The 14188-nt window shown below is 61.9% G+C and carries 16 protein-coding genes; 13 read left to right on the top strand and 3 right to left on the bottom strand.

All coding sequences use genetic code 11. The annotated features are described in order from the left end of the window. From lepB to ABYW26_RS02610, 6 genes are all read left to right on the top strand, one after another. A partial coding sequence (gene lepB, locus ABYW26_RS02585; RefSeq protein WP_372603190.1) for a signal peptidase I occupies nucleotides 1-336 on the top strand: 336 nt, incomplete at its 5' end. Further along, complete coding sequence (gene rnc, locus ABYW26_RS02590; RefSeq protein ID WP_372603191.1) at nucleotides 333-1022, top strand: ribonuclease III; 690 nt, start codon at nucleotides 333-335, stop codon at nucleotides 1020-1022. The genes lepB and rnc, both read left to right, overlap by 4 nt. Then, on the top strand, nucleotides 1015-1929 hold the full coding sequence (era, locus tag ABYW26_RS02595) for a GTPase Era (RefSeq protein ID WP_372603192.1): 915 nt from the start codon (nucleotides 1015-1017) through the stop codon (nucleotides 1927-1929). Before rnc ends, era begins: the two co-directional genes overlap by 8 nt. Nucleotides 1930-1968: 39 nt before the next feature. Then, nucleotides 1969-2298, top strand: coding sequence for a DUF1491 family protein (locus ABYW26_RS02600; protein WP_372603193.1), 330 nt, complete (start codon nucleotides 1969-1971; stop codon nucleotides 2296-2298). Nucleotides 2299-2347: 49 nt separating this feature from the next. Continuing rightward, on the top strand, nucleotides 2348-3079 hold the full coding sequence (recO, locus tag ABYW26_RS02605; RefSeq protein ID WP_372603194.1) for a DNA repair protein RecO: 732 nt from the start codon (nucleotides 2348-2350) through the stop codon (nucleotides 3077-3079). Between the two features lie 2 nt (nucleotides 3080-3081). Further along, on the top strand, nucleotides 3082-3747 hold the full coding sequence (locus ABYW26_RS02610) for a DNA-3-methyladenine glycosylase I (RefSeq protein ID WP_372603195.1): 666 nt from the start codon (nucleotides 3082-3084) through the stop codon (nucleotides 3745-3747). On the opposite strand, the gene ABYW26_RS02615 is transcribed toward ABYW26_RS02610, so the two are convergent. The 3 genes from ABYW26_RS02615 to ABYW26_RS02625 form a co-directional block, all read right to left on the bottom strand. Then, entirely contained in the window at nucleotides 3744-4748 is a 1005-nt protein-coding gene (locus tag ABYW26_RS02615) for an NAD-dependent epimerase/dehydratase family protein (protein WP_372603196.1), read from the bottom strand. The genes ABYW26_RS02610 and ABYW26_RS02615 overlap by 4 nt on opposite strands. Before the next feature lie 135 nt (nucleotides 4749-4883). Further along, nucleotides 4884-6548 carry an acyl-CoA dehydrogenase family protein gene (locus ABYW26_RS02620; protein ID WP_372603197.1) on the bottom strand — a complete coding sequence of 555 codons (1665 nt, stop codon included), beginning with the start codon at nucleotides 6546-6548 and terminating at the stop codon, nucleotides 4884-4886. A 212-nt stretch (nucleotides 6549-6760) separates the two neighbouring features. After that, complete coding sequence (locus ABYW26_RS02625) at nucleotides 6761-8359, bottom strand: phosphoenolpyruvate carboxykinase (RefSeq protein WP_372603198.1); 1599 nt, start codon at nucleotides 8357-8359, stop codon at nucleotides 6761-6763. 356 nt (nucleotides 8360-8715) lie between these two features. Here ABYW26_RS02625 and ABYW26_RS02630 point away from each other — a divergent pair, with 356 nt between their 5' ends. From ABYW26_RS02630 to ABYW26_RS02660, 7 genes are all read left to right on the top strand, one after another. Next, nucleotides 8716-9417 (top strand): response regulator transcription factor, encoded by a 702-nt coding sequence (locus tag ABYW26_RS02630; RefSeq protein ID WP_372603199.1) that lies wholly within the window; start codon nucleotides 8716-8718, stop codon nucleotides 9415-9417. Nucleotides 9418-9479: 62 nt separating this feature from the next. Then, nucleotides 9480-11138 carry a sensor N-terminal transmembrane domain-containing protein gene (locus tag ABYW26_RS02635; protein ID WP_372603200.1) on the top strand — a complete coding sequence of 553 codons (1659 nt, stop codon included), beginning with the start codon at nucleotides 9480-9482 and terminating at the stop codon, nucleotides 11136-11138. 21 nt (nucleotides 11139-11159) lie between these two features. Then, nucleotides 11160-11582, top strand: coding sequence for an HPr kinase/phosphorylase (locus ABYW26_RS02640; protein WP_372603202.1), 423 nt, complete (start codon nucleotides 11160-11162; stop codon nucleotides 11580-11582). A 5-nt stretch (nucleotides 11583-11587) separates the two neighbouring features. Further along, nucleotides 11588-12496 (top strand): RNase adapter RapZ, encoded by a 909-nt coding sequence (gene rapZ, locus ABYW26_RS02645; RefSeq protein ID WP_372603207.1) that lies wholly within the window; start codon nucleotides 11588-11590, stop codon nucleotides 12494-12496. Then, nucleotides 12493-12888: a PTS sugar transporter subunit IIA gene (locus ABYW26_RS02650; protein WP_372603203.1), complete on the top strand. Its 396-nt coding sequence runs from the start codon at nucleotides 12493-12495 to the stop codon at nucleotides 12886-12888. Before rapZ ends, ABYW26_RS02650 begins: the two co-directional genes overlap by 4 nt. 6 nt (nucleotides 12889-12894) lie before the next feature. Further along, the gene (locus ABYW26_RS02655; protein WP_372603204.1) at nucleotides 12895-13164 is read left to right on the top strand and encodes an HPr family phosphocarrier protein; all 270 of its coding nucleotides are present in this window, start codon (nucleotides 12895-12897) and stop codon (nucleotides 13162-13164) included. A 27-nt stretch (nucleotides 13165-13191) separates the two neighbouring features. Next, entirely contained in the window at nucleotides 13192-14064 is an 873-nt protein-coding gene (locus tag ABYW26_RS02660) for a lysophospholipid acyltransferase family protein (protein WP_372603206.1), read from the top strand. The last annotated feature ends 124 nt before the right edge of the window (nucleotides 14065-14188 follow it).

Below are 14188 nucleotides of genomic sequence, written 5' to 3' on the forward strand. Positions count from 1 at the left end.
AACGCCCCGGTGGGCGAGGGCGGCGAATGCGAGAAACAGCGCTATACCGAGACCCTGCCGAATGGCGTCACGCATAGCATTCTTGACATCGGCAACCGTGGCTTTGCCGACAATACCGAGGTGTTCGCGGTCCCCGAGGGGCATTATTTCTTTATGGGCGACAACCGCGACAACAGTCAGGACAGCCGCTTTGCGCTGGTCAGCGGCGGTGTTGGCTATCTGCCTGCCGACTATCTGATCGGTCGCGCCGACCGGATCATGTTCTCGTCGGCGGGGCGGTCGCTGTTCTATTTCTGGACATGGCGTCCTGATCGGTTCCTCAAGGCGGTCGAGTGAAACTGTCCAAGGAACTCTCGGCGTTTTGCGCGCGGCTGGGGCACGACTTCGAGCGGCCCGAGCTGTTGATGCGCGCGGTCACGCATAGCTCAATCTCGTCCACCACGCGGCCTGACAATCAGCGGCTGGAATTTCTGGGTGACCGGGTTCTGGGGCTGGTGATGGCCGAGGCGCTGTTGGCGGCTGACAAGCAAGCCAGCGAAGGTCAGGTCGCGCCCCGGTTCAACGCCCTGGTGCGCAAGGAAACCTGCGCCGAAGTCGCGCAAGAGATTGATCTGGGCGCGGTTCTGCGGTTGGGTCGGTCCGAGATGCTGTCGGGCGGACGCCGGAAACAGGCGCTGCTGGGCGATGGGCTTGAGGCGGTTCTGGCGGCGGTCTATCTGGATGCCGGGTTCGACGTGGCGCGCGGCTTGGTGCTGCGGCTGTGGGGCGACCGGATCCATTCGGTCGAGGCCGACGCCCGCGACCCGAAAACCGCGCTTCAGGAATGGGCGCAGGGCCGGGGGCAGCAACCGCCCTCGTATATCGAACTGGCGCGCTCGGGGCCGGATCATGCCCCGGAATTCACAATCGCAGCCCGTCTGCAAACCGGTGAACAGGCCATTGCCCGCGCCGGATCGAAACGTAAGGCCGAACAGGCCGCAGCTCAGGCGCTGATTGACAAACTGGAGGCCGGAAATGGCTGAGACTCGTGCGGGCTTTGTCGCCCTGATCGGCGAACCCAATGCCGGGAAATCGACCCTGCTGAACCGGATGGTCGGGGCCAAGGTGTCGATCGTGACGCATAAGGTCCAGACCACGCGCGCCCGTATTCGCGGTGTCTGCATGCGTGGCGACTCGCAGATTGTTTTCGTCGATACGCCGGGCCTGTTCCGCCCGCGCCGCCGTCTGGACCGCGCCATGGTGGCGGCGGCTTGGGGCGGGGCTGCGGATGCCGAAATCGTGGTGCTGCTGATCGAGGCACATCGCGGCATGACTGACGGCGTGACCGCCATTCTGGACACCCTACGCGAGCGGATCACCCCGGATCAGATCGTGGCTCTGGCGATCAACAAGATCGACCGGGTCAAGGCCGAAGACCTGCTGGCCCTGTCTCAGCGCATGAACGAAGCCTATCCGTTCGCCAAGACCTTCATGATCTCGGCCGAGCGCGGTCACGGCGTCGAAGCCTTGCGCGATTGGCTGGCCGAAACTGTTCCGGCCGGGCCGTGGCTGTACCCCGAGGACCAGATCGCCGATCTGCCGATGCGGATGATCGCGGCCGAGATGACCCGCGAAAAGCTGACGCTGCGGCTGCATCAGGAATTGCCCTATCAACTGACCGTCGAGACCGAGAAATGGGAAGACCGCAAGGATGGCTCGACCCGGATCGATCAGGTAATTTATGTGATCCGCGATGGCCACAAAGGCATTCTGCTGGGCCATAAGGGCGAGACGATCAAATCCGTCTCGAAAGCCGCGCGCGAGGAGCTGGAAGAATTCCTTGGCCGCCGGGTGCACCTGTTCCTGCAGGTCAAAGTGCGGCCGAACTGGCTGGAAGATTCCGAGCGCTATTCCGAGATGGGGCTGGATTTCAAAGATGGCAATGAATGACGCCGGACGCCGGGGCCGCGTGATCTGGCAGGCCGTGCCGTGCCACGGCTGACCTCGGATTTCTGGGTTCAGGCCTATCTGACCCGGCTGCGGCTGGCGGATATTCCGGCCTTTGTCACCGCAAAGGGTGACGCCACTGCCGGAGCGGTTCTGGTCAAGCTGAACACGCTGGATGGGCAGGCCAGGCTGTGGCAGCGCAGTTTCGATCTGATGACCGGCGCGCGGCAATGGGTGGTTCTGGCCGAGGGCGACGAGGCGGGGGTCGATGCCTCGATCGCCAAGCAACGCAGCTTTGATCCCGACCTCTGGGTGATCGAGGTCGAGGACCGCGCCGGGCGGCACCTACTGGACGAGCCGGGACTTTCGTGACTTTCTGGCCTCCGGCGGGAGTATGTGCGCCAAGAAAAAGGGGGCCGGGATGGAATGGCGTGATCAGGGGGCTTTGCTGGCGGTGCGCAAGCATGGCGAGACCTCGGCGATCATCGAGGTGTTCACGCCGCAGCATGGCCGGCATCTGGGCGTGGTGCGCGGCGGGGTCAGCCGCAAGGTGGCGCCGATCCTGCAACCGGGCGCGCAGCTGGACCTGACGTGGCGGGCGCGGCTGGACGATCATCTGGGCACATTCACCGTTGAACCGGTGCGCGGGCGCGCCGCGCAGGTGATGTCGGACCGGCTGGCATTGGCGGGGCTGAATGCGGTGACGGCGCTGTTGTCTTTTGCGTTGCCCGAGCGCGAGCCGCATCCGGGCCTGTATCAGCGCTCGCAAACCATGCTGGATTTGTTGGAGCATGCCGATGCGTGGCCGCTGGCCTATCTGCGCTGGGAAATGGCGTTGCTTGAGGATTTGGGGTTTGGGCTGGACCTGAGCCGCTGTGCGGTGACCGGCAGCCGCGACGATCTGGCCTATGTCTCGCCCCGCACCGGGCGCGCGGTCAGTGCCGAGGCCGCAGGGGAATGGGCCGACCGCCTGCTGCCTTTGCCGCCGTGCCTGTTGGGGCAGGGGCCGGTGGTGGCCGAGGAAATTGTGGACGGGCTGACCACGACCGGGCATTTTTTGAAACATTGGCTGGCGCCGGCGTTGGGGGATCGGCCCTTGCCCGAGGCGCGGGCGCGGCTGGTGGATTTGCTGGCCCGCCAGAGGGAGGATTGACGATGAAAACCTATGCCGAGTTGCGTGAAATGGCCGTGGCCCGCAAGGGCGAGGACGGGTTGGAGGCAGTGATGCCGGTGCCGCCCGCGATCCGGATGGCGGACCAAAGCGATGACCGCATTCTGGCCGATTTCACCAAGCGGGTGTTTCAGGCCGGGTTCAACTGGACCGTGATCGAGAATAAATGGCCGGGGTTCGAAGAGGCGTTCCACGGCTTTGACATTGGTCGCAACGCGATGATGTCGGACGAGGATCTGGACGCGCATCTGCGCGACACCCGGATCGTGCGCAATGCGCAAAAGATCCTGACCGTGCGCGACAATGTGGTGTTCCTGTCGGATTTGGCGCGCGAGCATGGCTCGGCGGCGGCCTGTTTGGGCAACTGGCCGCTGGAGGATACGATCGGCCTGTTCGCGCTGTTGAAAGCCCGCGGTGCGCGGCTGGGCGGGGTGACCGGGCAATATGCGTTGCGGTCACTGGGATTGGAGAATTTCATCCTGACCAAATCGGTGGTCGCGGCGCTGAACATGGCCGGGGTGATCGACGGCGCGGCCACATCGAAATCGGCGCAGGCCAAGGTGCAGGCCGCGTTCAATCAATGGGCCGCCGAAAGCGGGGAAAGCCACGCGCGGATCAGCCGGATGCTGGCGGCGGCAGTGCCGGACTAACCTTCCGAGGCAAGGAACCGGGCCGAGCGCAGAACCGCCTCGTGCGCGGGGGTAAAGCTGATGCCCAGATCGGCTTGCGCGGCGCCGTTGGTCAGGGTCGGGTGCCAGCCCAGCCACTTGGTCGTCTGCTTGATCTGACGATCGAACAGCCCCAGCAGCCGGATCAGCCAGTTCGGGGCGACCTTGGTGGCAACGCCGCGTTCGGGGAATTCGGCGGCCAGCGATGCACCCAGATCGGCCATTGTCTCGAACGAGGCAGCGGCGACATAGCGTTTGCCAATGGTTTCGGGCCGCGACAGGGCGCGGACATGCATCTGCGAGACGTTTTCGATATCGACATACGGCAGCGACATGTCCGGCAGCATCGGGTCTTTGCCCGAGAACAGCCGTTTCACCACATTGATCGAGGTGCCGTAATGGCCATCCATCGGGGTGCCGCAGACCATGCCGGGATTGATGACGGTCAGTTGCATCTCGGGGCGCTGGGCGACGAAATCCCAGGCGGCGCGCTCGGCAAAGATTTTCGAGCGGGTATAGGCCGAACAGGTCGCGGCATCGGGGTTGGAAAAGTCGGTTTCGCTGATCGGATCAGAGGTGGCGCCATGCATGACGCTTTCCATCGAGGCGGTCAGCACCACGCGGGTGACTCCGGCCTTTTGCGCGGCTGTCAGGGCGCGCAGTGTGCCGTCCACCGCCGGTTTGATCACCACCGATTCATCCTTGGGCGTGCCAAGCGGAAACGGCGAGGCCGTGTGGATCACCGCATCGACGCCTGCCATGGCCGCGTCCCAACCGTCATCCGAGGTCAGGTCGAGCTTGGTAAAGCTTAGCCGGTCGATTGCCGCCGGGTCGGTCAGTTTGGGGGTGATGGCGCGGCGCACCTCATCCGCGCGGGCCAGTGAGCGTAACGAGCCTTTGACCGTATAGCCGTCTTCAAGCAGATCAAACGCGATGCGCTTGGCGACGAAACCAGAAATGCCGGTAAGAAGAACGGTGGTCATCGGACGCCTTTCTGAACTGATCTGTTTAGATGAAGTGGACCTCGGCACCGGGTTTGCAAGGGGATTTTCCCTGCCGCCACGAAAAAGGCCCGCCGATCCTGCGGCGGGCCTAATAGGTGGTCTGGGACCGGCGGATCAGCCCAGCAGACGGCGGGCGATGACCTGAGCCTGAATTTCGGCGGCGCCTTCAAAGATGTTCAGAATGCGGGCATCGCACAGGATGCGGCTGATCTGATACTCCAGCGCAAAGCCGTTGCCGCCGTGGATTTGCAGCGCGTTATCGGCGTTGGCCCATGCGACGCGGGCGCCCAGAAGTTTGGCCATACCGGCCTCAAGATCGCAGCGGCGGTCGTGGTCTTTTTCCCAAGCCGAGAAATAGGTTAGCTGACGGGAGATCATGATTTCAACCGCCATCATCGCCAGCTTGCCCGATACGCGCGGGAAGTTGATCAGCGCCTTGCCGAACTGCTTGCGGTCCTCGGCATATTGCATCCCGACCTCAAGCGCGTTCTGAGCGACGCCAATGGCGCGGGCGGCGGTTTGAATGCGCGCGGCTTCGAAGGTTTTCATCAGCTGCTTAAAGCCCTGACCTTCGACCCCGCCAAGCAGGTTCTCGCCCTTGACCTTGAAGCCGTCAAAGCCCAGCTCGTATTCCTTCATGCCGCGATAGCCCAGAACCTCGATCTCGCCGCCGGTCATGCCGGGGGTCGGGAAGGGTTCGTCGACGGTGCCGGGGGTTTTCTCGGCCAGAAACATCGACAGGCCGCGGTGATCGCTGGTGTTGGGATCGGTGCGGGCCAGCAGCGTCATCACATGGGTGCGCGCGGCATGGGTGATCCATGTCTTGTTGCCGGTGACGACATAGTCGCCGTTCTCGTCCTTGACGGCGCGGGTGCGCAGGCTGCCAAGGTCCGAGCCGGTGTTGGGTTCGGTGAACACGGCGGTCGGCAGGATCTCGGCCGAGGCCAGTTTCGGCAGCCAGTTTTCCTTTTGCTCGTCGGTGCCGCCAGCCAGAATCAGCTCGGCCGCGATTTCCGAGCGGGTGCCAAGCGAGCCAACGCCGATATAGCCGCGCGACAGTTCCTCGGACACCACCACCATCGACGCCTTGGACAGGCCCAGACCGCCGAATTCCTCGGGGATGGTCAGGCCGAACACGCCCATTTCGCCCAGTTCCTCGATGATTTCCATCGGGATCAGTTCGTCCTTGAGGTGCCATTCGTGGGCGTTCGGCACCACGCGGTCATCAGCATAGCGGCGGAACTGTTCGCGGATCATTTCCAGATCTTCGTCCAGACCCGTCGCGCCAAAGGTGGCGTGACCGGCGTTGTCGCGCATCAGGGCGACAAGGCGGGTGCGGGCGGTTTCGGTGTTGCCGCTGGTGATCAGGGTCATCACCTCGGGCACCGTCATCATCGCGCCGATGTCTTGCGGGGCAAGGCCCATGTCCAGCGGCCGGGCGATCTCGTTCTGGCTCATGTGGATGCCGCCCTGAATCTGCCACAGGTATTCGCCAAAGGCGATCTGGTGGATCAGTTGCTCCATCTCACCGAATTTGCCATCGGCTTTGATGCGCTCGGCCCAGTTCTGCATCTGGCGCAGCGATTCAACATAGGTGGCCAGCCACGACAGAGAATGCGCCGCATATTGGTGCTGTTCCAGCGCGTCAGCCGAAACGCGGCCATCAACCGAGACCATTTCGCGCACGTTGGCGGTGGCTTTTTCAAGCAGAGCTTCGACCGGGGCAATCGCCGCGCCGGTGAGCGTCAGAAGATCGGGCAAAATGGCCTGTTTGGACATGAGTCGGCTCCTTTTTTAGCAGTCCGGCACGGAATAGGGTCTTTGCAGGTGCAGCGCAACAAAAATACAACGCGCATATGGATTTTGAAGGAATATGTCCCAAATGGCATCTGGCCGCCGAAAGACTGCTCGATCCATGGGCATAGCATTCCCTGAAACGCAAAACGCCCCGGCGATGAACCGGGGCGCTTTGGCTTGGAATGACCAAGGCGTTAGCCGATTGCGGCGGCTTTCACGTCTTCGTCGATATAGGGCACATACTGGGCAAAGTTCTCGGCGAACATGTTGACCAGTTTCTGCGCTTGCGCGTCATAGGCATCCTTGTCGGCCCAGGTCTGGCGCGGTTCCAGCAGGGCGCTGTCGACACCGTTCAGGGCAACCGGAACCTCGAAGCCAAAGTTCGCGTCTTTGCGGAATTCGGCGTCGTTCAGCGACCCGTCCAGAGCGGCGGTCAGCAGGGCGCGGGTGGCCTTGATCGGCATCCGCGAACCGGTGCCATAGGCGCCGCCGGTCCAGCCGGTGTTCACCAGCCAGCAGGTCGCGCCGTGCTTGGCGATCTTGTCGCGCAGCAGGTTGCCATAAGCTTCGGGACGACGCGGCATGAACGGTGCGCCAAAGCAGGTCGAGAAGGTCGGCTCGGGCTCGGTCACGCCTTTTTCGGTGCCGGCCACCTTGGAGGTAAAGCCCGAAAGGAAGTGATACATCGCCTGTGCCGGGGTCAGACGCGCGATCGGCGGCAGAACGCCGTAAGCATCGCAGGTCAGCATGATGATGTTCTTCGGATGGCCACCCAGCGCGGTGTCCGAGGCGTTCGAGATATACTCCAGCGGATAGGCGCAACGCATGTTGGCGGTCAGGCTGTCGTCTTCGAAATCCAGTTCCTTGGTTTCTTCGTCGAACACCATGTTTTCGATCACTGTCGCGAACTTGGTGGTGGTGGCGAAGATTTCCGGCTCGGCTTCGGCGCTGAGGCTGATGGTCTTGGCATAACAGCCACCTTCAAAGTTGAAGGTGCCCTTGTCCGACCAGCCATGTTCGTCGTCACCGATCAGGGTGCGCGACGGGTCGGCCGACAGGGTGGTCTTGCCGGTGCCCGACAGGCCAAAGAACACGGCGGTGTCGACAGGGTTGCCGATCGCGTGGTTGGCCGAACAATGCATCGCCATCACGCCTTTGCCCGGCAGGATATAGTTCAGCAGGGTAAAGACCGATTTCTTGTTCTCGCCCGCGTATTCGGTGTTGCCGATCAGGATCAGCTTCTTGTCGAAGTTCAGGGCGATCACCGTTTCGCTGCGGCAACCGTGGCGTTCGGGGTCGGCCTTGAAGGTCGGGCAGTTGATGATGGTGAACTCGGGGACAAAGCTGTTCAACTCGTCACGCGACGGACGGCGCAGCAGGTGGCGGATGAACAGGCCATGCCAGGCCAGTTCGGCCACGACGCGCACGTCAAGGCGATGTTCGGGGTCGGCGCCGCCGTAAAGATCCTGAACGAAATAGTCGCGGCCTTTCATATGCTCCAGCATATCGGCGTGCAGACGATCGAACGCGTCCGGGTCCATCGGCTTGTTGTTTTCCCACCAGATCGAATCTTCGACCGACGGCGTGCGAACAACGAATTTATCCTTGGGCGAACGGCCGGTATGTTCGCCGGTCTCGACCAGCAGAGCCCCGCCATTGCCCAGCGTCCCCTCATCGCGCTTCAGCGCTTCTTCGACCAGTGCGGGCTCCATGAGGTTGTAATAAACCTGGCCCAGCCCGGTGATGCCTTGATCCTCAAGCCGCTGATTGGGGTTCACCCGTCCAGTTGACATATGCTTGCTCCTGACGCCGTCCGCCTCTGGGCGGTCCGATTGATCCATGAGATGGCAGCGCTGGCTGCCGCGGCCGCACGCGATGAAACGAAAAGGGTGCGGGTGCGCTCGTATATCACGCTCATTTCCAGAGGGAACAGCTAGTGGGCAAAGGTTAGCGCAAACTGGCCAAGGTTAGCGCAACCGAAAAGCCGGCCCACCGCAAAAGTGGTGCATATTAGCAATGTGTAACCTTTTTTCGGGTCTGCTGGGGCAAGGGTAGCCAGGTGATTCGCAGTTAAGAGTTGATTCCGAAGGGCGAAAAGGGAAAAATGTGGCAAAAAACAGGCACAGAGCAGCACAAAGGTAAAACCACAATGTCACGGATTGCGCTCGTTGATGACGACAGGAATATCCTGACTTCGGTTTCCATGACCCTTGAGGCAGAGGGTTTCGAGGTCGAAACGTATAATGACGGTCAGTCGGCGTTGGACGCGTTCAACAAACGCCTCCCCGATATGGCCGTTCTGGACATCAAGATGCCGCGGATGGACGGCATGGATCTGCTGCAACGCTTGCGGCAAAAGACCACGATGCCGGTCATTTTCCTGACCTCGAAAGATGATGAGATTGACGAGGTTCTCGGTCTGCGCATGGGCGCGGATGACTATGTGAAAAAGCCGTTTTCTCAACGGCTTCTGGTCGAACGCATCCGGGCGCTGCTGCGCCGGCAAGAGGCGATTTCCTCGGATGCGACCGAAGAACCCGAAGAAAGCAAGGTGATGGTCCGCGGCGAACTGTCGATGGACCCGCTGCGCCATGCCGTGACGTGGAAGGGCAGCGACGTGTCCCTGACCGTGACGGAATTCCTGTTGTTGCAAGCCCTTGCCCAGCGTCCCGGCTTTGTCAAAAGCCGCGATCAGCTGATGGATGTCGCCTATGACGATCAGGTCTATGTCGATGACCGCACCATCGACAGCCACATCAAGCGCCTGCGCAAGAAGATGCGCCAGTCGGACCCGGACTTTGCCGCGATCGAGACGCTGTACGGGATCGGCTATCGCTATAACGAAGAATAAAACCGGCACCGACGCACGCCCAGGGGGTGATTTTGCGCGATACCAAAGCATCAGGGGACGGAATGGTCCTGATCGGCGAAGACTGGGTTGCCCCTGCAACGGGCGACACAGAAATTCGTGCGCGCCGTCGTAAGCGCGGGTTCGTGTCGTTGAAACGGTCACCGCTGGCCCGCAAGATCATCGTGTTCAACCTGCTGGGGCTGATCGTGCTGGTGGCGGGAGTTCTGTATCTGAACCCCGGCCGCGACAGTCTGGTGCAACAGCGCGAACATGCCTTCGCCACTCAGGCCAGCCTGATCGCCGATGTGTTCGAGGTGCAATTGCCCGCGAATGGTCCGGTCAGCCTGATAGCAGGCGACGGCATCAACGCGGCTGAAACGCTGGCGGCGCTGGATATTGCCTCGGGCGTCGAAGTGTTCGTTTTTGACAAGAACAGCGCGCTTGTGGCCTCGACGGTCGGCCTGTCGCGCCAGCCCGCGCCGATGCCCGAAGGCGGGTTGACGGTCATCACCGATATTCTGAATTTCCTCTGGGATGGCATGTCGGCGCTGATGCATCAGGGCAATCGCTCGACCGGCGATCCGGACCCGGCGATCCTTGCCCGCAGCATGGTGGCCACTGCCGCGTCGGGGCAAAGCGCCTCGCAAACCACGATTGACCGCGATGGCAATACGATTTTCACCGTCTCGACCCCGATCAGCCGCGGCGATCAGGTGTTCGGCGCGGTGGTTCTGACCTCGGTCGCGGGCGAGATCGACGTGCTGATCCGCTCGGAACGGGAACAGGTGCTGCGCATTTTCGTGCTGGCCAGTCTGGTGTCGATCGGCCTGTCGCTGTTGCTGGCCAATACCTTTGCGAACCCGCTGGCCGATCTGGCCGCCGCCGCCGAGATCGGCCGCGACAAGAACGCCCGCAAGATCAGCCCAAACCGGGTGCGCATCCCAGATCTGACCGCCCGCCCCGACGAAATCGGGCGCCTGTCCGGCGCGCTGCGCGGGATGCTGGCGGCGCTGTATGACCGGATTGATGCCAACGAACAATTCGCCGCCGACGTGGCGCATGAGATCAAGAACCCGCTGGCCTCGTTACGCTCAGCGGTGGGCACCCTGCATGTGGCCAAGCGCGACGATCAGCGGCAGAAATTGCTGGAAGTGATCGAACACGACGTGCGCCGGCTGGACCGTCTGGTCAGCGACATTTCCAACGCCTCGCGTCTGGACAGCGAACTGGTCAAGGAAGAGGAAGAAAGCTTCAACCTGTTGAAGTTGCTTGAAAATCTGGCCGAACATCTGGGCGCCGATGCGCGCAAGAAGGGCGTGGATTTCATCTCGGACCTGCCGGATGAGCCGATCATCATTCACGGGCTTGAGGCCCGCATCGCGCAGGTTTTCGTCAACCTGATCACCAACGCCGTGTCCTTCTGTGAAGAAGGTGACGCCGTGCGGATCTGGGCGCGCACCCGCGAAAACCGGGTGCTGGTCGTGTTCGAAGACACCGGCCCCGGCATTCCCGAACAGGCGCTGAACAAGATTTTCAACCGGTTCTATTCCGAACGTCCGGCCGGTCAGTTTGGCGATCACTCGGGTCTGGGGCTGGCGATTTCAAAACAGATCGTCGAGGCGCATGGCGGCGTCATCTGGGCGGAAAACATCCGTCCGACCGATGCCGATATCACCTCGGAACCATTGGGGGCGCGCTTTGTCGTCGGTTTGCCGGTCTGATCTGACCCACGAGGCGCGCTGATGTCTGATAGCCTGCATCTTCATGCCAGCTGCGTCGCCCTTGCCGGGCGCGGTGTTCTGATCATCGGTGCGTCCGGGTCCGGGAAATCGGGGCTGGCGTTGCAACTGATGGCGCTGGGCGCGCAATTGGTATCGGATGATGGCACGGTTCTGCGGGTGCAGGACGGGGTGCCGGTCGCCTCGGCGCCGGACAGCATTCGCGGTATGATCGAAGCGCGCGGCGTTGGCCTGTTGGCGGCTGATACCTGTGCTGCGGTGCCGGTGGTTCTGGTGGTCGATCTGGACCAGACCGAAACCGACCGCCTGCCACCCGATCGCAAGACCCAACTATTGGGGCAGGAGGTGCCCGTCGTGCACAATAGCGTGTTCCCGCATTTCCCTGCGGCTATCCTGCAATATCTCAAGGGTGGGAGACGCGCATGACTATGGTGACACGTCAGGACAATCAACAGCGGCTGGTGCTGGTGACCGGGCCTTCGGGAGCCGGGCGGTCGACGGCGCTGCATACGCTTGAGGATCTTGGATACGAGGCAATCGACAACCTGCCGCTGTCGCTGATCCCGCGCCTGTTGGATGGCCCACCGCATGGGGCGTCGCTGGCGTTGGGGGTCGATCCGCGCAACCGCGATTTTTCCGCCGGGGCGCTGGCCGATCTGGTGACGGCGTTGCAGGCGAACCCGAATATTCAGGCCGAAGTGCTGTATCTGGATTGCCGGTCCGACATCCTGTTGCGCCGGTTTTCCGAAACCCGGCGGCGTCACCCGCTGGCCCCGGCCGAAAGCCCCGAAGCGGGGGTGGCGCGGGAACAGGACCTGTTGCTGCCGATTCGGGCGCTGGCGAATATCCTGATCGACACCTCGGATATGACTCAGCACGACCTGAAAGCCGAACTGAGTCGCCTGTTCAGCGAAACCGACGGGCAGCGGCTGGCGATTTCGGTGCATTCCTTTTCCTACAAACGCGGTATTCCGCGCTCGGCGGACATGGTTTTCGACTGCCGGTTCCTGCAAAACCCCTATTGGCAGCCGGAATTGCGCGGTTTGAACGGGCAATCGCCCGAGGTCGCGGCCTATGTGATGTCCGACCCGCGTTTCGAGGAATTCTTTGAAAAGGTGCGATCTTTGACGGAACTTTTGCTGCCGGCCTATGTGTCCGAGGGCAAATCTCACCTGTCGATTGCGTTCGGGTGCACCGGCGGGCAACACCGTTCTGTCACATTGGCCGAAAAACTGTCACAGGCGCTTGCAGAGAGCGGTTGGCGCGTGTCTAAAAGGCATCGAGAAATTGAGCGGCAGGCTCAGGGCCTGGGCGTGTTTAAGACGGGGATCACCGGTTGATCGGTATCGTAATTGTTGCACATGGCGGATTGGCCCGGGAATACCTGGCGGCGGTCGAACATGTCGTCGGCAAGCAGGATGGAATCCGTGCGATCTCGATCGAACCGGAACATGACCGCGCCTTGAAACAGGCCGAAATTCTGGCCGCTGCCGACGAGGTCGATGATGGCTCGGGCGTGGTGGTCGTGACCGATATGTTCGGCGGCTCGCCGTCAAACCTTAGCATCCGGGCCTGTGACCGTTCAAATCGCAAGATTTTATACGGCGCCAATCTGCCGATGCTGATCAAGCTGGCCAAATCCCGTCGCATGGACGTGGAAGAGGCGGTGAATTCCGCAGCGCTGGCCGGGCGCAAATACATCAACAGTTTCGACGGGCCCGCAGGTCAGTAAGGTCCGATGAAAACGCGCATCCTGAATATCGTGAACGAAAAGGGCCTGCATGCCCGTGCCTCGGCGAAATTCGTCGAAACGGTTGAAGAATTCGACGCGCAGGCCGATGTCAGCCGCGATGGGCTAAGCGCCGCCGGTGATTCGATCATGGGGCTTTTGATGTTGGCGGCTTCGAAAGGAACCTCTATTGAGGTCGAAACCAGCGGCCCCGAGGCGGATGCCCTGCTTGACGCGTTGACGGCGTTGGTCGCAAACAAGTTCGGCGAGCCGTTCTGAGGCATCGCCCACAGGAACCGACGCCAGATGGATGGACATTTGCACAAGCCCTTGGATGCGCCCGCGCCCGATGACGCGCCGTATGATAAGCGCCGCCTGTCCTATGCGAACACGTTCAACAACCCGTTTAAGGTAAACGTCATCCGCGCGATGGAGTGGATGACCGGCAAGGTCACCCTGCTGCGCCTGATCCGCCGGTTCGAGGCCATGGGCGCCCCCCACGGTCAGCCGTTCTGGAAACAGGCGCTGGATATCATGGGGATCGAGGTTCAGACCCCGACCGAACAATTGTCGCACATCCCCAAGACCGGGCCGCTGATCGTGGTGGCCAACCACCCGCACGGATTGGTTGACGGAATGGTTCTGGCCGAACTTTTGGGCCGGGTGCGCGAAGACTATCAGATTCTGGTGCGCTCGATCCTGACCGGGGTGCAGGAAATCGACCATTTCATGATCCCCGTGCCGTTCAGCCATGAAGATAACGCCCAAAAGCGCAGTCTGGAAATGCGCAAGCGGGCGATGGATCACCTGAAAATCGGCGGCGCGATCGTGCTGTTCCCGTCTGGCGTGGTGGCGTCGTCGCGCTCGATGTTCGGCCCGGCGATCGAGGCCGAGTGGAACCCGTTCACCGCCAAGATGATCCAGCGTTCAGGCGCCCGCGTGGTGCCGGTCTATTTCCCCGGCAGCAATTCGCGCTGGTATCAGATCGCCAACCGGGTGTCGCCGACCCTGCGGCAGGGGTTGTTGTTGCACGAAGTCGCCTATGCGCTGAACAAGCCGCAGGCGCCGGTGATCGGTCCGATCATCGACCGGTCCGAAATCACCAGTTGGGCCGACAATCCGCGCGGCTTTGTGCAATGGCTGCGGGATATGACGCTGTCACTGGGTGATCGGCGCTAGACCCAGACAATTTTCCGAAAAATCCGCCTTTAGCAGTTTGGAAACCTTCCGCCCGCATTCTGGGTCCGGGTGAGTCCATAACTGAAGGGGGTGCAAAGATGTATGAACATCTGGGCCAAGGGGC

Origin of the sequence: Actibacterium sp., assembly GCF_041584535.1 — a bacterium.
In the GTDB taxonomy this organism is placed as follows: domain Bacteria; phylum Pseudomonadota; class Alphaproteobacteria; order Rhodobacterales; family Rhodobacteraceae; genus Actibacterium_D.

Bases quoted from the DNA above. Each gene is read 5' to 3' on its own strand.
- ABYW26_RS02640 (WP_372603202.1), top strand. From the start codon at position 11,160: ATGTCTGATAGCCTGCATCTTCATGCCAGCTGCGTCGCCCTTGCCGGG.
- ABYW26_RS02620 (WP_372603197.1), bottom strand. From the start codon at position 6,548: ATGTCCAAACAGGCCATTTTGCCCGATCTTCTGACGCTCACCGGCGCG.
- era (WP_372603192.1), top strand. From the start codon at position 1,015: ATGGCTGAGACTCGTGCGGGCTTTGTCGCCCTGATCGGCGAACCCAAT.
- ABYW26_RS02625 (WP_372603198.1), bottom strand. From the start codon at position 8,359: ATGTCAACTGGACGGGTGAACCCCAATCAGCGGCTTGAGGATCAAGGC.
- ABYW26_RS02635 (WP_372603200.1), top strand. From the start codon at position 9,480: ATGGTCCTGATCGGCGAAGACTGGGTTGCCCCTGCAACGGGCGACACA.
- ABYW26_RS02630 (WP_372603199.1), top strand. From the start codon at position 8,716: ATGTCACGGATTGCGCTCGTTGATGACGACAGGAATATCCTGACTTCG.
- ABYW26_RS02655 (WP_372603204.1), top strand. From the start codon at position 12,895: ATGAAAACGCGCATCCTGAATATCGTGAACGAAAAGGGCCTGCATGCC.
- ABYW26_RS02610 (WP_372603195.1), top strand. From the start codon at position 3,082: ATGAAAACCTATGCCGAGTTGCGTGAAATGGCCGTGGCCCGCAAGGGC.
- recO (WP_372603194.1), top strand. From the start codon at position 2,348: ATGGAATGGCGTGATCAGGGGGCTTTGCTGGCGGTGCGCAAGCATGGC.
- ABYW26_RS02660 (WP_372603206.1), top strand. From the start codon at position 13,192: ATGGATGGACATTTGCACAAGCCCTTGGATGCGCCCGCGCCCGATGAC.
- ABYW26_RS02615 (WP_372603196.1), bottom strand. From the start codon at position 4,748: ATGACCACCGTTCTTCTTACCGGCATTTCTGGTTTCGTCGCCAAGCGC.